The organism is Lentzea sp. HUAS12 (assembly GCF_024125735.1).
GTDB lineage: Bacteria > Actinomycetota > Actinomycetes > Mycobacteriales > Pseudonocardiaceae > Lentzea > Lentzea albida.
This window is the reverse complement of record NZ_CP099738.1, coordinates 3,522,024-3,539,304: the sequence shown is the minus strand read 5'-3', so window position 1 is coordinate 3,539,304 and position 17,281 is coordinate 3,522,024. Positions and strand designations below refer to the sequence as shown.

17 protein-coding genes and 1 pseudogene are annotated in these 17,281 nt (G+C 68.8%); 9 read left to right on the top strand and 9 right to left on the bottom strand.

Annotation, left to right across the window (positions count from 1 at the left end):
• Nucleotides 1–124: 124 nt before the first annotated feature.
• From ND450_RS15560 to ND450_RS15545, 4 genes are all read left to right on the top strand, one after another.
• Nucleotides 125–1,105, top strand: a complete 981-nt coding sequence (locus ND450_RS15560) for a thiamine pyrophosphate-dependent dehydrogenase E1 component subunit alpha (protein WP_253326830.1) — start codon at nt 125–127, stop codon at nt 1,103–1,105.
• Nucleotides 1,102–2,115: an alpha-ketoacid dehydrogenase subunit beta gene (locus ND450_RS15555; protein WP_253326829.1), complete on the top strand. Its 1,014-nt coding sequence runs from the start codon at nt 1,102–1,104 to the stop codon at nt 2,113–2,115. Before ND450_RS15560 ends, ND450_RS15555 begins: the two co-directional genes overlap by 4 nt.
• The gene (locus tag ND450_RS15550) at nt 2,112–3,281 is read left to right on the top strand and encodes a 2-oxo acid dehydrogenase subunit E2 (RefSeq protein ID WP_253326828.1); all 1,170 of its coding nucleotides are present in this window, start codon (nt 2,112–2,114) and stop codon (nt 3,279–3,281) included. Before ND450_RS15555 ends, ND450_RS15550 begins: the two co-directional genes overlap by 4 nt.
• A gap of 211 nt (nt 3,282–3,492) precedes the next feature.
• On the top strand, nt 3,493–4,581 hold the full coding sequence (locus tag ND450_RS15545) for a GRAS family protein (protein WP_253326827.1): 1,089 nt from the start codon (nt 3,493–3,495) through the stop codon (nt 4,579–4,581).
• A 653-nt stretch (nt 4,582–5,234) separates the two neighbouring features.
• On the opposite strand, the gene ND450_RS15540 is transcribed toward ND450_RS15545, so the two are convergent.
• The 7 genes and pseudogenes from ND450_RS15540 to ND450_RS15510 all read right to left on the bottom strand — a co-directional run bounded on the left by ND450_RS15540 (nt 5,235) and on the right by ND450_RS15510 (nt 11,832).
• On the bottom strand, nt 5,235–6,095 hold the full coding sequence (locus ND450_RS15540) for a hypothetical protein (RefSeq protein ID WP_253326826.1): 861 nt from the start codon (nt 6,093–6,095) through the stop codon (nt 5,235–5,237).
• Between the two features lie 809 nt (nt 6,096–6,904).
• Nucleotides 6,905–7,657 (bottom strand): WecB/TagA/CpsF family glycosyltransferase, encoded by a 753-nt coding sequence (locus ND450_RS15535; RefSeq protein WP_253326825.1) that lies wholly within the window; start codon nt 7,655–7,657, stop codon nt 6,905–6,907.
• A gap of 325 nt (nt 7,658–7,982) precedes the next feature.
• Nucleotides 7,983–8,321 (bottom strand): annotated as a pseudogene (locus ND450_RS15530) (cytochrome b); the annotation flags it as partial.
• Between the two features lie 236 nt (nt 8,322–8,557).
• Nucleotides 8,558–9,040 (bottom strand): MarR family winged helix-turn-helix transcriptional regulator, encoded by a 483-nt coding sequence (locus ND450_RS15525; RefSeq protein ID WP_253326824.1) that lies wholly within the window; start codon nt 9,038–9,040, stop codon nt 8,558–8,560.
• 32 nt (nt 9,041–9,072) lie between these two features.
• Nucleotides 9,073–9,519: an SRPBCC family protein gene (locus tag ND450_RS15520; protein ID WP_256557555.1), complete on the bottom strand. Its 447-nt coding sequence runs from the start codon at nt 9,517–9,519 to the stop codon at nt 9,073–9,075.
• A gap of 265 nt (nt 9,520–9,784) precedes the next feature.
• A complete protein-coding gene (locus tag ND450_RS15515) occupies nt 9,785–11,149 on the bottom strand; it encodes a cell wall metabolism sensor histidine kinase WalK (RefSeq protein ID WP_253327928.1) in 1,365 nt (454 codons plus the stop codon).
• The gene (locus ND450_RS15510; protein ID WP_253326822.1) at nt 11,149–11,832 is read right to left on the bottom strand and encodes a response regulator transcription factor; all 684 of its coding nucleotides are present in this window, start codon (nt 11,830–11,832) and stop codon (nt 11,149–11,151) included. Before ND450_RS15510 ends, ND450_RS15515 begins: the two co-directional genes overlap by 1 nt.
• 256 nt (nt 11,833–12,088) lie before the next feature.
• On the opposite strand from ND450_RS15510, the gene ND450_RS15505 reads away from it, so the two are divergent.
• The 3 genes from ND450_RS15505 to ND450_RS15495 all read left to right on the top strand — a co-directional run bounded on the left by ND450_RS15505 (nt 12,089) and on the right by ND450_RS15495 (nt 13,846).
• Entirely contained in the window at nt 12,089–12,280 is a 192-nt protein-coding gene (locus ND450_RS15505) for a hypothetical protein (RefSeq protein WP_253326821.1), read from the top strand.
• 98 nt (nt 12,281–12,378) lie between these two features.
• Entirely contained in the window at nt 12,379–13,173 is a 795-nt protein-coding gene (locus ND450_RS15500; RefSeq protein ID WP_253326820.1) for a DUF4142 domain-containing protein, read from the top strand.
• Between the two features lie 169 nt (nt 13,174–13,342).
• Nucleotides 13,343–13,846, top strand: a complete 504-nt coding sequence (locus tag ND450_RS15495) for an NAD(P)-binding protein (protein WP_253326819.1) — start codon at nt 13,343–13,345, stop codon at nt 13,844–13,846.
• Nucleotides 13,847–14,312: 466 nt separating this feature from the next.
• On the opposite strand, the gene ND450_RS15490 is transcribed toward ND450_RS15495, so the two are convergent.
• Nucleotides 14,313–15,701: a KamA family radical SAM protein gene (locus ND450_RS15490; protein WP_253326818.1), complete on the bottom strand. Its 1,389-nt coding sequence runs from the start codon at nt 15,699–15,701 to the stop codon at nt 14,313–14,315.
• Nucleotides 15,702–15,831: 130 nt separating this feature from the next.
• Here ND450_RS15490 and ND450_RS15485 point away from each other — a divergent pair, with 130 nt between their 5' ends.
• Together ND450_RS15485 and ND450_RS15480 are read left to right on the top strand one after the other, a co-directional pair.
• Entirely contained in the window at nt 15,832–16,296 is a 465-nt protein-coding gene (locus ND450_RS15485) for an FxsA family protein (RefSeq protein ID WP_089911510.1), read from the top strand.
• Complete coding sequence (locus tag ND450_RS15480) at nt 16,293–16,853, top strand: GNAT family N-acetyltransferase (RefSeq protein ID WP_253326817.1); 561 nt, start codon at nt 16,293–16,295, stop codon at nt 16,851–16,853. The genes ND450_RS15485 and ND450_RS15480 overlap by 4 nt, the downstream gene beginning before the upstream one ends.
• On the opposite strand, the gene ND450_RS15475 is transcribed toward ND450_RS15480, so the two are convergent.
• Entirely contained in the window at nt 16,850–17,245 is a 396-nt protein-coding gene (locus ND450_RS15475; protein WP_089911504.1) for an SsgA family sporulation/cell division regulator, read from the bottom strand. The two genes, ND450_RS15480 and ND450_RS15475, sit on opposite strands and share 4 nt — an antisense overlap.
• Nucleotides 17,246–17,281 lie beyond the last annotated feature (36 nt).

Here is a 17,281-nt window from a genome sequence, read left to right as displayed (position 1 = left end):
TTTGTTCGAACGTTGTCGTCCAGTTGAACCGCAACGGGTGCTTCACGTGATCTCGCCCCCGCCGTGTACGAAAGTCAGTGCACCTGGTGTGCCCAGGTGGTCGTATTTCTGTGAGGAGACGAATGTGACCAGTGCAGCACCCCGGCTCGTCGGCGGCAGCGCCACCGCGACGGAGTTCACGGCACCCCGGCCCCGCACGGGCGCCGAGCCCCTGTCGCGGTTGTCGGCCGAGGACCTCGACACCTTGCTGATGATCCGCCACTTCGAACTGGCCCTGCTGGAACTGTTCTCACAGGGTCTGCTGCACGGCACCACGCACACCTGCCTCGGGCAGGAGTACATCCCCGTCGCGCTCTACCCGTTGCTGGACGAGGGCGACTACGTCTTCAGCAACCACCGCGGGCACGGCCACTACCTGGCCCGCTTCCAGGACCCGCACGGCCTGCTGGCGGAGATCATGGGACGCGAGGGCGCCGTGTGCCACGGAGTGGGCGGCAGCCAGCACATCTACCGCGACCGCTACCTGTCCACCGGCGTGCAGGGCGAGAGTCTGCCGGTGGCCGCGGGCGTCGCCCTGCACCTGCGACGGTCCGAGCCCGGACGGATCGCGGTGGTGCACGTCGGCGACGGCACCTGGGGCGAAGGCGCGGTGTACGAGGCGCTCAACATGGCCCAGTTGTGGCGGCTTCCCCTGCTGGTCGTCGTCGAGAACAACAAGATCGCCCAGTCCACCCCGACCGAGCGGCAGATGGCCGGCACCATCCAGGCGCGTGCGGCGGCTTTCGGCATCCGTCACCACCACGTCCTCTCCCAGGACGTCGCCAGGGTGCGCCGGGAGTTGTCGGGCCTGGTCGACGAAGTCCGCGCCCAGAACCAGCCTTTGGTCGTGGAGTTCGCCACGAACCGTGTGGGCCCGCACAGCAAGGGAGATGACTCCCGTCCCGCCGAGGTGGTGCGGCACGCGGCCGCGCACGACTGGTACCGCCGGTACGAGGAGCGGTATCCGGAGCAGTTCGCCGAGGCGGACCGGAGCCGGCGGCTGGCGATCGCCGAGGTCGTGCGCGAGGTCCAGGCCCGTCCCGTGTCCCGCTGGGAGCACTCGTGACCAGGCCGGAGCGGGTGATCGCCAACCTCAACCGGGCCCTGCACACGCTTCTCGAGGACGATCCCCGCGCTTACGTCATCGGTGAGGACATCGCCGACCCGTACGGCGGCGCCTTCAAGGCCGCCCGTGGCCTGTCGGACCGCCACCCGGAACGGGTGATCTCCTCGCCGATCAGCGAGGGCGGCATCGTAGGTGTGGCGGCCGGGCTCGCCCTGACCGGTAACCGCCCGGTCGTGGAGATGATGTTCTCCGATTTCGCCGCTCTCGCTTTCGACCAACTGCTGAACTTCGCCAGCAAGTCCGTGTCGATGTACGGCCGCGCCGTTGCGATGAGCATGGTGGTCCGCTGTCCCACCGGCGGCAACCGGGGTTACGGGCCGACCCACAGCCAGAGCCTGCAGAAGCACTTCATCGGCATTCCCGAGCTCAGCCTGCACGAGATGTCGCCGTTTCACGACAACGCGGACGTCCTCACCGCCATGTTCTCCCGTGAGCAACCGTGCATGCTGTTCGAGGACAAGACGCTCTACGCCCGCACGATGCACCAGGGCGGGATCGTCGACGACCTCTTCCGGTACGAGCTGCTCGACGACCCGAGCCGGACCGCGCGCGTGTTCCCCGTGGACTGCGCCGACCCGGACTGGATCATCCTGGCTCCCGGTGGCCTGACCGAGCGAGCCGTCGCCGCCATGCGCACCCTGCTGCTGGAGGAGGAGGTCACCTGCGAGCTCCTGGTGCCCTCCCAGCTCTACCCGTTCACCGTCGAACCGCTGCTCGAGACGCTCTCCCGGGCCCGCCGCATCTGCGTCGCGGAGGACAGCGCGGCAGGCGGCACCTGGGGCGAACTGCTCGCCCAGCAGTTGCACGAGCATCTGTGGCGCCGGCTGGCCCGCCCCGTGCTGCTGCTCAGCGCCCGACCGAGCGTCATCCCCACCGCCGCGCACCTGGAGCACACCGTCCTGCTCCAGGCGACCGCACTCCGCCGCGCTCTCACGGAGGCTTCCCAGTGATCAGCGTCAAGCTGCCCACCCTCAACACCAACGACGCCAGTTACGTCCTGGTCGAGTGGCTCGCCGAGCACGGCGCCCGCATCGAGAAGGGGCAGCCGCTGGTGGTGGTGGAGACCTCCAAGGCCCAGGAGGAGATCGACAGCGCCGCCGACGGCATCCTCCACACCCTCGTCGCGGGCGGCGCGGACTGCCGTCCCGGCCAGACCGTCGCCCACGTCTTCGACTCGGCGGACGAACGCCATGCCTACCTCTCCGCGCCGGCCGCCGGCCCCCCGGAGCCGGCAACCGATGCCGGCCCGACGCTCACCAAGGCGGCACGCGCCCTCGTGGAGCAGCACGGCCTGACCGACGACGTGCTGCGCGGACTGGGCCGCACCGTGATCCGCGCGGCCGACGTCGAGGCGCTGCTGCCCGGCGCCGCGCAAGCCGGTGCCGCCACCGGCCGGCACCTGTCGGCGCAGCAGCGGGCGGTGGGCTCCGTGGTCACCGAGTCGATGCGCACCATCCCGGCCGCTGCCGCCTACGCCAAAGTCGACGTCGGCCGGGCCCAGGACCTCGCCCGGCACCTGCGTCAGCGCACCGGCAGCGTCGTCTCCCTGCTCGGCCTGCTCGTCAAGGCGGTGGCGGACCAGCTCCCGGCGCACCCGGACCTGTTCGCCCGGCTCCTCGACGACGGCACCGTCCAGCCCGCCCCCCGCGCACACGTCGCGGTGGCGGTGGACGCCGGAAAGGGGCTGTACACCCCGGTCGTGCACAACCCCGCCGCGCTGAACGTCGCTCAGATCGCCGACCTGATAACAGGATTCCGCGACAAAGCCGTCCGCGGCACCTTCCGGACCGACGAACTCACCGGCGCCAACATCCTGATCTCCGCGCACACCGCCGAAGGCGTGGTCTTCGCTACCCCCATCGTCTTCCCCGGCCAGACCTGCGCGCTCTCTTTGGGCGGCATCGACGAGCAGCTCGTCCTGGACCAGCGGGGCAGGCCCGAAGTCCGCCGGTTCACCTACCTCGGTGTGGTCTACGACCACCGCGTGGTCAACGGCCGCGACGCGATGGCGTTCCTCGGCGACCTCAAACGAGCGCTGGAGGCGCCGGCCGCCCTGGCGGCCGGCGCCGAGGGTGACGAGGACGCGCCGGAGCAGGCGGGCGAACGCCCGGCCTGACGGCCCGACCTCGGCGCCCGGCGGTCCAGCCGGGTCGGGCCGCGAGGTTCGTGTCCAGCGCTCCACGAAGAAGCCATCGACGGCATTCGGATGCCGCTGGTGACGATGATCCCGTCGAAGGACCGGGTGTCCGGCTGGTCCGGCCGGTCGGCCTTCGGCGGTGCTCCGCAATGCCGAGAAGTTCCGGTCGTTCCTAGGAGGCTGCTGCCCGATGGAGAAGTTCGCCCTGCTGTGCGACGCCGTCGCCCACATCCACACCGGCCGCTGCGCGCAGGCCCGTCCCGCGCTGCGGAGCCTGCAGAAGCTGATCGGGCCCGAGGTGCGGCCCCAGGACGCGGCGTACGAGTTCTACCGCGCCGCACTGGTGAACCGCGTCGAGGAGCACGGCAGCCCCTCGGAGACCAACCTGTACACACAGGACTACGACCAGCCGCAGATCGATCTGTACTACCTGCTCACGACCCACCTGCCGTTCATGGACACGAGCCGGGTCGTCAACGAGCTGCTCGCCGGGCAGGTGGGCGCCGCGGACGACTTCGCCCTGATGTCGGTCGGCATCGGGCACGGCCGCCAGGAGAGCGCGCTGCTGCACGGCCTCGCGGCCGCGAACCCGGGACTGCGCCACTGCACGGTCATCGGTGTCGACCCCGACCGGGAGAGCCTGGCCACCGCCGAGGCCACCCTGCGGAAGGCCGCGGCCGAGCACGGTGTCGATCTGGACTTCCTCCCCGTGGCGAAGGTGGCCGAGGAACTCGACGACGACGACTGGATGAGCCTGTCCCGCATCGACGTCCCTCTGGTGGTCAACGCTTCTCTTGCGCTGCACCACATGCAGGACCCGAGTCCCGGGCACGACGCCCGGGACGAGTTCTTCCAGCGGTTGCGCATGCTGGACCCGTGCGGGGTGGTGCTGAACGAGTTCGACACCGACCATCACGAGGTGTCCTTCCCGCAGCGGTTCTTCAACTCGTGGCGGTTCTTCGGCACCATCCTGCGCGCCATCGAGGCCGCGCCCGCCACCCAGCGGGAGAAGGACCACATGAAGACGTTCTTCGCCCGCGAGATCATGAACATCGTCGGCTCGCGCACCGACGACCAGCGCTTCGAACGGCACGAGCCGGCCGCCACCTGGATCAACCGGCTGCGCCGCTGCGGCTTCGAGCCCTACGGTGACACCCCAGGGCTTCAGACACCCCCGCTCCCCGCGGACTTCACGGTTCGCGTACTGCCCGAGCAGGTCCGGCTCGGCTATCGCGGCGCTACGGTCTGCTCGGTCATCGGCGCACGCCCTGCCGGATGAGATCTCCCGGAGGCGGCCTCCGGACAACCGAACGCGCGGCCGTGCTCGGCGAACAGGTGCATGCCCTGAGAGGTCGAGAACGCGGCTGGCGTGCGGCTTGCCTGCAAGTGCGGTGTGACCGCCGTTGGGGTCGGCTGAGGTCTGGACCTCGTCGCGAAACGCTGGTCCACTCGCTTGCGTGAGCACCGGGGTGAGGGGCTGGACCGGCGTCGTCCAGCCCAGGCCTCCGCGCGGACGGTGACCGCGTTCCGCCGCGAGTCGGTTGGTGCAGGGAGCGGTGTGGCGGGTTCCTTCGGACAAGTCTCGGCGCAGCAGGCCGTCGACGTACCCGTTGGAACCGCGTCGTCGTCGGGGTCTGCCTGGCCGCGAAAGTAGGCCGGAACGCCGGTGGTGATGCCGAACTGCTGGTGACAACCCTTCTCTCCGCCTTGACCCCCAGATCGAGGTGCGGTGAACGACACCGACTCCGGCAGGCCGACCAAGATCCAGTGCCCGGGCTGGATGAGGTGAGCCGCTCGCTGGTCGCCCCGCCGTCGGCGTTCGCGACGCAGGCGACAGCCGCGCGGCGAGGGTTTAGGCGCCCTCCGGTCAGCAGGTGCTCTGGTCGGCAGCGGACATCAGGGGTGGACGCCGAGCGGAGGAGCAGGGGAGCGTCAGGAGCCGGATGAGCCGATCATCTCCCGCGGCCGCACGAGTGAGTGCTGCAGCAGTTCGTCCAGCCGGGAGCGCAACAATGCGCGGTACGGGTTCGGTCCGCACAGATCCGCCAGGGCGCTGACCGCCCGCGAGTGCAGGTCGCGGATCTCGCGGTCGTACAGTTGCACGGCATCCGGGGTGCTGGAGAGGTCGCGGAGCGCGATCCTGGCGTTGCTGCCGGCCTCCTCGCCGAGCCGGATCAGGTGCTGTCTGCGGTGGGTGCTCGCGATCTTGCACGCGCTGGCGAGCAGCAGCGGTGGTGTGCGGTCCGTTCCGGAGGAGTTCGCGGCGGCCTGATCGACCAGTGACCCGTAGAGCTTTCCGAATTCGCGCCATCGCGAACCGTCCGAGGGCGCGCAGGTCCTCGCTGCCATGACCGCGTCGCGTGCGTAAGCGTTGCTTCGGGTGCTTGACTTCGAATCGGCGTCGTTCGCCATGTCTTCGAGGTCGGTGGTCCACCCGCGGCGGAGGTCCTCCGAGATGTCGAGAGAACGCAGGTGGAGCAACGGCAACCCGGCCGCCGCCGCGCTCGTGCGGGTAGCCGCGCCGGCCCACCACAACGACGACATCACCGACACCGGCATGGCGTCGTGCGGAGAACCTCCCGCTGCCGCGGCGACGATGACGGCGAACAGCCGGGCGAACACCAGAGGAGGCTGCACCTGCGAGAGGAGTTCGGTGCTCGACGGGGGAGCTACCGCGGTGGCCCGGAGACCGGTCGCGAGGCGGAGGTCCGCGTCGACGCAGCGAACGGCGATGCGCAGGGTCCTGGCGAAGTTGCCGAGTGGAGGCTGGGCGCGTTTCTCGGTGATGGGCATGGTGGATCCCGACTGCTCAGCTGGAAGGAAGGGCCGGAGGTACCTGTGGCGCCGCTACAGCGCGCATCACAGCACGCCGTTCCCCGGCGGTGAAGCGATGCCCCGCGTCCCGTCATCTTCGGGCCGATGATCCTGGTAGATCGGGCATCGGGACGCGGGTTCGTGACCGACTCCCACAGCATGCCGCCAGAGGAGGACGTGGGACGAGACGGCACCCCGGGGGAGAGTCCCGCCGAGACCGCCACAGGGCATGACTTGCCGCGTCTGTGCCGCGCGGACACGGAGCCGGGGCACGGCGTCGGCGTCCGGGAACGACGGCGGGCTGTCCCGCCCTGAGCCCAGCGGGGCCGAACGATCCCGTCGCTGCCGTTCCGGCGTTCTGGTCGGCGTTCTCCGCTTGCACGTCCGGCTCTCGCGGTATGCCCGGCAGCCCGAGGCCGCGATGACAGCCGCTGTGGTCGGACAGCCCTCGGCGAGTGCTCGTGGCGATCTCAGGTTCAGCTGACGACGGACCACAGCCCACGACGGACCGAGCGCCCGAACTGCGTGCGGGACAGGACAATCTCGTACGGCTCGGAGGAGCGGCTTCCGACGACCGATGTCGGCTCCGGTCCCACCGCGGTGCGGACATCCGCTGCTGGTTGGTCACTCGGCCGGCAGGAGCGAGTTCGTCGGCGCTTCGCGGTGACGAGCCGCCGGTAGGTGCGGCGGCAGGGGAACAGCGCCGATTCGGTCGCTGATGGTTGCAGTGCAACGGTGTTGACGCCCACGCGCCGGTGCCACCGAAGCACCTCGCACAGCGCCACGAGTCACCGGCGGGTGGAGATCCGTTCCGCGGCGACCCTCCCCAGGAACAGCAGGTTGCCCAGCACGTACCGGCGGAACAGCCGCTTCGGCTCCAGCATCAGGCGGTACACCCACTCGACTCCTGCCTCGCGCATCCAGCTGGGAGCGCGGGAGACCTTGCCCGCGGCGAAGTCCAGGAACGCGCCGACCGCGACGCCCAGATGTGCCCCGGTGGCACCGAGGTGCTGGTTCAGCCACAACTCCTGCTTCGGGTTGCCCATCGCCACGATGAGCACCCTCGTGCTGCTTTCCCTGATCTGGCGCAGGATTCCGGCCTCCTCGGTCCGGCCGAAGAACCCGTGCCGGCAGCCCGCGACCCGGAGCCGGGGGATCTGGGCGGTGAGCTTCTCGGCGGCGGCCTCCGCGATTCCCGGTTCCCCGCCGAGGAAGAACACCGGTGCGTCGCGCTCCGCGGCCAGTTCGAGGATCCTCGGGGTGAAGTCGGTGCCGTTGAGGTTGTCCGGGAAACGTTTCCCCTGCGCCTTCGCGGCGATCGCCAGCCCGGACCCGTCGTTCAGCACGAGGTCCGCGGTGTCGAGGACTCGCCGGTAGGCGGGGTTGACACTGGTCACGTTGAGGGAGTGGGCGTTCACGTAGACCAGCAACGACTGGCCAGGCGAGTCGATGAGCTCGCCGACGGCGGCGAGCACCTGGTTGCTGGGCAGGCAAGCCACCCGGACGCCGAGCACGGTCACTGAGGGGACGCGCGAGCGCATGCTCCCATGGTGCCGTCGAGCGAAAGGGAGCTGAATCGGCTGATGTGGTGACGAAGAAGAATGGACACCGAATGTGGACATTCGCAGATCACAGGAATATTGGAATCGCTTCGATTCCACCACCGCACGAAAGTGAGCGACGATTATCCAGGCATTGTGTCGACGCCATGAACATCGAGTTTCCTCCTGGTCGGGGAATCGTGCTGCCGCGTGACTTCCCTGAATCGCGCATGACCTACCGCCCGGGTCACCGAGCTGCCGAGCATCGGGGAACACAGGACGAGACTCCGCGACCGGGTCACGGGGTCTCGTCCTGTCCAGCGGATCAGGCCTTCGGGTCGGAGGGCCTGCCCACGAGCTCGCTCGCCTCGTCCTGGGAGCTGGTGCCCTCCGAGGCGTGGATGTGCCTGCGCGCGTTCTGCAGGGCCACGGTCTCCTCGACCAGGTCCGGCGACAACGTGCTGCCCGCGACCGGGTGACCGGCCGAGCCCAGCTTGTTCTTCGGCACCGACGCGCCCTGATAGGCCGGCGGGATCGGGTGGCCGTGGTCGTCCACCGGGCCTAGCGGCTGGTGGATCTCGATGAACTCACCGTGCGGCAGCCGCTTGATGATGCCCGTCTCCACACCGTGCTCGAGCACCTCATGGTCCCCGCGCTGCAACCCCGCGCCGAGGCCGACGAGCAGTGCGCAGCCGCCGATGTCAAGATCTTCTGGGACCGCGACCGCGATGGTTCCGGCGAACAGGTCGTGAACATCGGTCTGGCAGGGGCGCTCGTCGCGGTGGAGTTCGTCGTGCGTACCGATGTCAGCTCGGTGGTCCCGAACAACCAGGTGGCGTTCGGGCCGCTGTCGCGCTGGTGGTCGCCGTCGACGCGGGGAGGTGGCTGGGCTGACTCCGGTCAGATCCAGCCGAGATCAGCGGTGGTCACCGCGGGCTCGCCGCCTGCTTCGGTGAACGCGGTCAGAGCGTTGACGAGTCCTCGCCGTTCGTCCTCGGGCATTCTCGCGACGATCTTCGCGATCGCCGCCCGCCGCCGTCGGGTCACACCGCGCACGACGCGGCGACCCTCGTCGGTCAGTTCGGCCACGACCTCACGGCGTGTTGCCGGGTTGGGCTGACGTGCGACCATCCCGGTCGACACCAGGCGGTCGACCATGCGGGTCACGGTGGACGGGTTGACGTCCAGCAGTTCGGCCAACGAGCTGAGCTTCATCGCTCCCCGGCTGTCCAGGACGACGAGCATCCGGAACTGCGGCAGGGTGAGGGTCTCCTCGAAGGCCGCGAGCGAGCGTGCGGACATGGCGACCAGTAGGCGCGAGGCTGTGAGCACGGCGTCGGTGAGCGCGTCGACGTCGTTCGCGCCGACCTTGGACCGGGTCATGCGACTGTTGTACCCCAACCTCGGTGCTGTGATCACAGAGCCGGTTGGTGTACTGCCTGTTTTGTACGGCATTCGGTGGCTACGACGGTTTCGAGGGCGTCGAGGGCGGATTCGACCCAGGTGTCGACCGTGCTCCGCGACGCTCCGGGTGGACCGGTCATGCGCACGGAGACCGCGCTGCGGTCTGCGGTCAGCCGGAGGACCTGGAGGGTGCCGTTGCAACTCGTCGTGGTTTCGCTGCCCCAGCTGATGCACAACCGTTCCCAGTCGATCGTGACCTGCCGCTCGACGTCGACATCAGCGTGCAGGCCCGGCAACCACAGGCGGATGAGGTTGGGGCCGGACAACTCGACCTCGATGGAGTCGGGCAGCCAGGCGGTCATGTTGTCGAGATCGGAGAGGACGTCGAAAACGGCGTCCGCGTCGGCGGGCATGGAACGGCTTCGGCTCAAAACGGAGTCCTTCCGGCAGGTTTCCATCCATCCTGTCCGGCTTGGCGGCCGCTGCGCCTGACGAGTGTCTAACGATCTTCTGTAGCGCCGGGTGACGGAGTGAGCGCCGTTGAGGCGGCAGGCGTGCTCGAGGTGGTCGAAGTGGTTGCCGGCGTCGAATGGCGCCGTTGCGTCACCACCGGCGTAGGCGCCTCGTTGTGCGTGGTCGTGGTGCTCAGCGGTTCCGGCTCGTCCTGTGTGGACACTCCACATGCGACAGTCAGGAGGCGCGCGACGGTGACCAGGGTGATTCTCATGCGAGGGCCTCCGGAAGCTCCACGACGAATCGCGCTCCACCGCCAGGGCGGTCCTCGACCCACACCTTGCCGTGATGGCGGCGGACGTGTTCGGCGACGAGCGCCAGGCCGAGGCCGCTGCCGGTGTCGGCGCCCCGGCTGCCGGCTCTGGCGCCACGGGTGAATCGTTCGAACACCTGGCTCCTCATGTCAGGAGGCACGCCGGGGCCTGCGTCGTCGACCTCGAGCCGGACGTTGCCGTCCTGGTGGAGCACGGCCAGCCGGACAGCGCCTCCAGCGTGCTGCCCGGCGTTCTCGATGAGGTTGCCGATGACCCGGTCGAGCCTGCGCCGGTCGCCGAGCACCAGTGGTGGTGGCGGCTCGACGACGATCTCGACTTCCTGGCCCAGTCGCAGACCGGCGGCCCCGTGTACGAGGCCACCGACGTCGAGCGGCTCGAAGTCGGCCTTGTCACCGTCCTGGTCGGCTCGGCTGATCTCCATCAGGTCGACCACCATGCGGGCGAACCTGTCGACCTCGGACGTGAGCAGCCCGAGCGCCTTGCCCGCCGTGCCGGGCAACTCCGCCTGCCGGCGCCGGAGCACCGCGGCAGCGTTGACCATGGTCGTGAGGGGCGAGCGGAGCTCGTGGCTGACGTCGCCCGCGAACCGGGCATCACGCAGCACGCGTTGCTCCAAGGCGTCGGCGGTCGTGTTGAACGTGCTGGCCAGTGGTCCGAGGTCGGGGTCGCGCTGGCTGGGTAGTCGTGCTTTCAGGTCGCCGCCCGCGATGCGCGACGCGGCGGCGGTCAGCTCGGTCAGCGGTCTCAGCGCGCGTCTGCTGGCCCATGAACCGAGGCTCACGCCGATCATGCCGCTGAGCACCGTTCCGGCGATCAGCAGACCGCTGAGGAAGCGGAACGTGCGGTCGAGCTGGACGAGCTGGAAGAGTTCGACGTAGACGCCCTGCCCGTCGGCCAGCGACTGGGCCACCGCGATCACCGGGATGCCGTCGGCTCGGAGGCGTTGCCTGGCGGGCGTGCCGTCGCGTGCCATGACGATCAGCTCGGCGGGAACGACGGCGGGATCGACCTGCCGTCCACTCGTCAGCACCTCGTCCCCGTGGAAGAGCATGATCGTCGAGTCCGGGTTGGTGGTGAGACCGGTCAGCAGTTCGGTCAGCCCGTCCGAGTTGGAGCGGACGGCCTCCTCGACCAGACGCAGGTTGACCTCCGCCTGACGGGTCGTGGCCTGCACGCGCTGCCTGAGCATGTAGTCCGACGCCAGGTTCCACGTAGCGATGGCCAGCAGGCTGGTGACGAGGACTGAACCGAGACCGAACGCGGCCGCCACCCGCCAGCGCAGCGAGAGGCGGGGCACCATCATCTCGGCGGGCCGATCTTGTAACCGGAACCGCGCACCGTCAGCACGAACACCGGATCTTCGGCGTTGTGCTCGACTTTCGTGCGCAGTCTGCGGATGTGCACGTCGAGCAGCCGGGTGTCGCCGTAGTAGTCGTACCCCCACACCCGCTGCAACAGCTGCTCCCTGGTGACGATGCGCCCACCGCCCCCGGCCAGTTCGGCGAGGAGGCGGAACTCGGTGCGTGTCAACCGGATCTCCTCGCCGCCGCGTTTGACGACGCCCTCGTCCGGCCAGATCTCCAGGTCCTCGATGCGGTAGGAGAGGTTCTCCCGCGTGCCGCCACGGCGCCGCAGCAGTGCTCGGATGCGGGCGGCGAGCTCGCTCGCCACCAGAGGTTTGGTCACGTAGTCGTCCGCGCCCGCTTCCAGCCCGGCGATGACGTCGGGCGTGTCGGTGCGCGCCGTCACGATGATGATCGGCAGATCGCCCTGAGCGCGCAGTCGCCTGCAGACCTGCAGACCGTCCACGCCGGGCAGCATGAGGTCGAGCAGGACGACATCGAAGGAGTCGGTGTCGAGCCGGTTCAACGCGTCTTCGCCCGAGACGGCCCCGTCCACGGCGAAGCCCTCGTCCGCGAGGGCCAGACCGAGAGCCTGGCGGATGCGCTCGTCGTCGTCCACGAGCAGCACGGAGAAATCCATGTCCCGCTTTTCTTCGTAGGTTTCCAGTGCTGCTCCTACCACGTCACCATGGTGACCGCATCACGGCTGACATGTATGCCTTCGGAAGGAGTTCGTAAGGTTGCACAATGCACGCGTCAGGCATGCTTGACGCCACGGGGGATCGCCCGTAGCGGGCGCGTGCCCGCGCGCTTCCGGGAAAGGTCAGACGTCAGCCGGCGAGAGACGGCCGGCGTCTGTCTCGGGATGATGAGAGGCCCTACCAGTCGTGACAGGCATGCCCACCACCGACGAAGGCATGACAGGGACGATCCTGGTGTGCGACGGGTGCGGGCGGTCGCGCCGCACCAGTGCCACAGGACTGTTCGCGTGGGACCTGCTGTGGCTGCAGGCCGATCAGGCAGGGTGGACCGGCTCCGACAGGCCGCTGGGCCCTCACTACTGCACGGTCTGCGTCGACAACGAGTAGATAACGTTTGCACAGTGCAATAATCGCGCCGGTCCGTTTGGTCCGTATCCCTCCGTGTCGGTAGACACGATCGCCGCTCTGCGCGGAGGTAGATCCACGTGCTCACACGTCTCGCCCAGGTGGTGACGGCGCTCGCGGTCTTTTGCTCGCTCGCGGCTCCGCAGGCGTCCGCCCAACCGGAATTCGGGCCGGAGTACACGCAGACCCAGTTCGGCCCCATGGGACCCGCGGGCAGGGACATGCTCGTCAAGGTTCGGCTGGCGGGATTGTGGGAGGGGCCCGCGGGCCGGTTGGGACTGGAGAAGTCCGCCAACCCTCTCGTCAAGGAGGCGGGCCGGCATCTGATCAGCGGCCACGCCGAACTGGACGCCAAGGTCCTCGAGCTCGGACGCACGCTGAACGTCCCGCTGCCCAGCGAGTCCAACGCGGACCAGAAGGGGTGGATCGCGGAGATGACCAACGCCCCGGCGGGCAGCGCCGAGTTCGACCGGGTCTTCGCCAACCGCCTCCGCGCGGCCCACGGTGGTGTCTACAAGTTCCTCGCCGTCGTTCGCACAGGCACCCGCAACACGCTGATCCGGGACTTCGCCAAGCGCTGCATGGAAGTGGTGCTCGACCACATCCAGGTTCTCGAAGCCACCGGCATGGTCGATTTCACCGATACGGAAGCCATCCCCCTCGCCGCGCTCGCCGCCGCACCGGTCAGCCCCGCGCCCGTTCCCGCTGTTCCCCCGGCGGTGCCGACCGTGCCCGGAACGCAGAACATCGCTCAGGAGAACGGAAGCGGCGGCTCCGACGCGATCCTCGGCGTCCTCGTGATGGCGGCCGTCGTGGGCGGGATCTACCTGTGGACAGGTGGACGGCCGCGCGGCCCGCGCTCGTCGCGTCAATGAGATCACATCGCAAGCGCCTCGCAAGGTTGCACAGTGCGGGTCTCCATCAGAATGGCGGAGCGGACGCCACCGGTCGGGGCGGGCGTCCGCACCAGGCCACCACGGGGAGATCCGGGTGCCGGCCGGCGGGATCGGCCGGCACCCGCCCGCGCAAGATGGGGAACGTCGGATGCGCTCACATGCCGTGCTCATCGGCTACAGCGCTCGCGGCCGCGTCGTCCTGAGCACGCTGTACGCCGGAGGTCATGCGACGGACTTCACCATCGTCGACTCCGACCCCGAACGCGTCGTGCAGGCCGGAGTGGACGGAGTGCGCGCCGTGGCGGGTGAAGGCTGGCGCCTGGACGTGCTGTGGTCGGCAGGCGTGCACACGTCGGACCACATCGTCGTCGCCGTGACCGACGATGCTCTGGCTTTGCGCATCACCTCGGTCGTGCGCAGCCTGAACGAGGCCGCCACGATCACCACTCTGGTCCACAGCACACAACTGCGGGAGCTCATCGAGTACCTCGGAGCCGATCACGTCCTGGTCGCGGACCGCGTCGGCGAGTGGGCGCTCGAGATGGACGGCCCCGTGTGCGATCACTTGCCGGAGCTGGAGTGGTCCGTGCTGGAGCGTGCCGCTGCCACGTGGAAGGCGTCTGCCCGCCTCTTGGAGAAACCGAGCCGGTGAACGGCCGCAGAACCAGGACGGCGCGTGGAGCAACGCCGCCGTGGGAATACCGCCTGCACCTGCCATGGTGAGATCTTACGAGTCCGATCAGTTTGGTGGCGCGCCGTTTTTCTTCTGGACGGGCTGGAAGAGATCGCCGACAGCAAGAACCGCCCTCGCAAGGAGTAAGGGCGTGATTGTGGTCTTGGCCGTTTGTCCTGGCTTCATGCGATGGAGTTCGCGTACGCCGGTGGTGCCGAGACGCTTGTGGTGGTGATGGGTGGCGGGTCGATGAGGGTAACCAGACCAATCTGCGATCTTGCGAGTCTCACGTGGACGGAGACGGTCATCCTTTGTGGACTTCCCGGGCCATCGTGGGGCCGTTGGACGTCGAGACGCAACGGGGTCCTATGGGGTCTGAACAGGCAAAAAATGCCGATGGGGCCGTCTCCGGGAGATGTCCCGAAAACGGCCCCGTCGTGACCCGTCAGCTCTGGTCGGCCCACCACTTCTGGCCGGTCTCGCCGAGCGTGGAGATCGGGTCGTAGTAGGGGTAGCGGCGGTCGAGTGCCTCCGGGTCCTCCAACTCGATCCCGGTCCGGTAGTTCTTGGTCCAGTAGGAAATGCCCAGGTCACGGTCATATTCGGCGAGCTGGTTGACCCAGCGCTTGCCCACGTACGGGACGTCGCAGACGATCCGCGGCGTCGCGTACCCAGGCAGATAGCCCATGATCGCGTGCTGCAGCTCCTGCGCCTCCCACACCGACACCCGCCAGTGCTCGGCGTTGGGGATCATGTCGCACATGTAGAAGTAGTACGGCAGGATGTTCGCTTCCCCTTGCAGCGCAAAGCAAAGGTCCAGCAGGTCGTCCGGCGTCGCGTTGACGCCCTTCATCAGCACGCCCTGGTTGCGGACGTCCCGCACGCCCACCTCGAGCGCGGTGCGGGCGGCCTCGGCGACCAGGGGCGTCACGGACTGGGCGTGGTTCACGTGCGTGTGGATGGCGAGGTTCACGCCGCGGCGTGAGGCCGTGCGGGCCACTCGTTCGAGGCCCTCGACGACTCGGGGCTGGAGCCAGTGCTGGGGCAGGCCCGCCAGGGCTTTCGTCGCCAGGCGGACGTCTCGGACCGTGTCGATGTCCAGCACGCGCATGAGGAACGACTCGAGTTGTGGCCACGGCACGTTCGCCACGTCGCCGCCGGAGACCACCACGTCGCGGACGCCCGGGGTCTTCTTCAGGTACTCGATCATCTGGTCCTGGCGGTCGACCGGCTTGAGCGAGAGCTTGTGCTTGTCGATCAACGGCGTGGAGTTGCCGACCAGGTCCATGCGGGTGCAGTGCCCGCAGTACTGCGGGCACGTGGACACCATCTCGGCGAGGACCTTGGTGGGGTAGCGGTGCGTGAGGCCCTCCACCACCCACATCTCCGCCTCGTGCAGCGAGTCGCGCTGCGAGTGCGGGTGGGACGGCCACCGGGTGTCGCGGTCGGAGGCGACCGGGAGCATGTAGCGGCGGACCGGGTCGTTCAGGAACGCCTCGGTGAAGGCGTCGGGGGTCAGGGGCGCGTCGACCGCCATCGTGTTGAACATCTGCGGCGGGATCAGCATCGACATCGTCGCGAAGGCGTCCATGTCCTTGGCGAGGTCGTCGTAGAACCTGTCGGTGAGCAGGTCGCCCGCGACCTTGCGGAGCTGCTTCACGTTCTTGACGCAGTTCACGCGTTGCCACTGGGCGTCGCGCCACTGCGCTTCGGTCACGTGCGACCAGCCGGGGAAGCGTCGCCAGTCGGGTTCGACCAGCTCACGGCGGACGTACGTGTACGGCTGGCGGTCCAGCCGCTCCAGCGCCGTGGGGGCGTCGTGCAGCGCGGTCATCCGTACTCCTCAGCGTCGAGGTCGCGTGAAGATATCCTGTCATACCGCTAGGCTGCCGTAAATATTTCAGCTCAACGCCTGGTCGTGGGGCGGTGGGGAGCAAACTGGCGGCGTGGTGCGTTGAGCAGGTATGCCCCTCTTCGCGCTGCTGCTGATCGGCTTCTTCGCCGAGATCGCGGTCCTCGTCGCCGTCGGCAACGCCATCGGCGGGCTCTGGGTGATCGCCCTGCTCCTGCTCAGCACCCTCGTCGGGTTGTCGCTGGTGCGCCGCCAGGGCGCGCAGACGATGGCGGCGTTCCGCGAGTCGGTGTTCCGGCGCCAGGAACCGCACCAGGAGATGGCCGACGGCGTGCTGATCGCGACGGCCGGTGCGCTCATCATGGTGCCGGGCTTCATCAGCGACGTCGTCGCGTTGTTCCTGCTCTTCCCGCCCACGCGGCGGTTGGTGAGCAGGCGGATCGCGCGCAAGGCGGAGGCGGCGGCGCTCAAGTTCGAGCACGAACGCCGCTTCGGTGCCGGTCAGGTCGTCGAGGGCGAGATCGTCGACGTCGAGACCGACCCGGTCGTCATCACGGAGCGGCGCGAGATCCGGTGATCCGCGCGTACCGGCCCGGCGACCTGGACGCGCTCTACGACATCTGCCTCGACACCGGCGACGGTGGCCGGGGCGCGCGTCACCTGTTCGAGGACCCGCGGCTGATGGGTCATGCCTACGTCGGCCCGTACGTGGCGTTCGAACCCGATCTGGTGTTCGTGGCGGAGGACGACGAGGGCGTCTGCGGTTATGCGCTCGCGACGGCCGACACGGAGGCCTTCGAGGACCGCTGCGACCGCGACTGGTGGCCTGACCTGCGCGTGCGCTACCCGTTGACGCCGGACCCGAACCGGATCGTGCGGCAGATCCACGCACCGGCCCGCGTCGACTCGATGCTGATCAAGGACTACCCGGCCCACGTGCACGCGAACCTGCTGCCGCGCGCGAAGGGGCAGGGGTTCGGCGGCACGCTGGTGCGCACCGTGCTCGAACGCCTCGAGAAGGGCGTCCATGTGCACGTGCGGCACCACAACACGCACGCGATCGGCTTCTGGGAGCACCTCGGGTTCCGTGTGATCGACTCCGCGGACAAGCTGGTGCTCGGCCTGCGCCTCTAACCGAGCAGGTCCTTCAGCAGCAGGTCGAAGTCGAGGACCTCCTGCCCGGCGGGCACGGCGGCGTAGGTCGACTTCAGGAACCGGCGCAGCTCCTCCGCCGACAGGTGGAACACCGCGTGCGAGTCCTCGGTCAGCAGTTCCAGCACCAGGACGTCGCCGTCCGCCGGACGCAGCCGCACGTCGCCGAGCCCGGTGGGGGAGAGCAGGCCCTCCGAGAGCAGCGCGCGCCCGACGAGCCAGGTCGACTCCTGGTCCCGCGTGTGAAAACGCAGGGTCACGGCATGCGGATCGTCTGATCGGTACTGGAGGTCGACGTCCATCGGCTCGGCCGAGCCGTCGGGCCTGATGAACTCGACGACGGTGGCGGTGCCGAGCCTGGTCTCGTTGAACATCGCCGTTCCTCCTCCGCGGTGAGGGTGCCTGCACTC

Excerpts from the sequence above, each read along its gene's own strand:
- ND450_RS15545 (WP_253326827.1), top strand. The coding sequence starts at position 3,493 with ATGGAGAAGTTCGCCCTGCTGTGCGACGCCGTCGCCCACATCCACACC.
- ND450_RS15540 (WP_253326826.1), bottom strand. The coding sequence starts at position 6,095 with ATGCCCATCACCGAGAAACGCGCCCAGCCTCCACTCGGCAACTTCGCC.
- ND450_RS15535 (WP_253326825.1), bottom strand. The coding sequence starts at position 7,657 with ATGCGCTCGCGCGTCCCCTCAGTGACCGTGCTCGGCGTCCGGGTGGCT.
- ND450_RS15525 (WP_253326824.1), bottom strand. The coding sequence starts at position 9,040 with ATGACCCGGTCCAAGGTCGGCGCGAACGACGTCGACGCGCTCACCGAC.
- ND450_RS15520 (WP_256557555.1), bottom strand. The coding sequence starts at position 9,519 with ATGGAAACCTGCCGGAAGGACTCCGTTTTGAGCCGAAGCCGTTCCATG.
- ND450_RS15515 (WP_253327928.1), bottom strand. The coding sequence starts at position 11,149 with ATGGTGCCCCGCCTCTCGCTGCGCTGGCGGGTGGCGGCCGCGTTCGGT.
- ND450_RS15510 (WP_253326822.1), bottom strand. The coding sequence starts at position 11,832 with ATGGATTTCTCCGTGCTGCTCGTGGACGACGACGAGCGCATCCGCCAG.
- ND450_RS15505 (WP_253326821.1), top strand. The coding sequence starts at position 12,089 with ATGCCCACCACCGACGAAGGCATGACAGGGACGATCCTGGTGTGCGAC.
- ND450_RS15495 (WP_253326819.1), top strand. The coding sequence starts at position 13,343 with ATGCGCTCACATGCCGTGCTCATCGGCTACAGCGCTCGCGGCCGCGTC.
- ND450_RS15490 (WP_253326818.1), bottom strand. The coding sequence starts at position 15,701 with ATGACCGCGCTGCACGACGCCCCCACGGCGCTGGAGCGGCTGGACCGC.
- ND450_RS15485 (WP_089911510.1), top strand. The coding sequence starts at position 15,832 with ATGCCCCTCTTCGCGCTGCTGCTGATCGGCTTCTTCGCCGAGATCGCG.
- ND450_RS15475 (WP_089911504.1), bottom strand. The coding sequence starts at position 17,245 with ATGTTCAACGAGACCAGGCTCGGCACCGCCACCGTCGTCGAGTTCATC.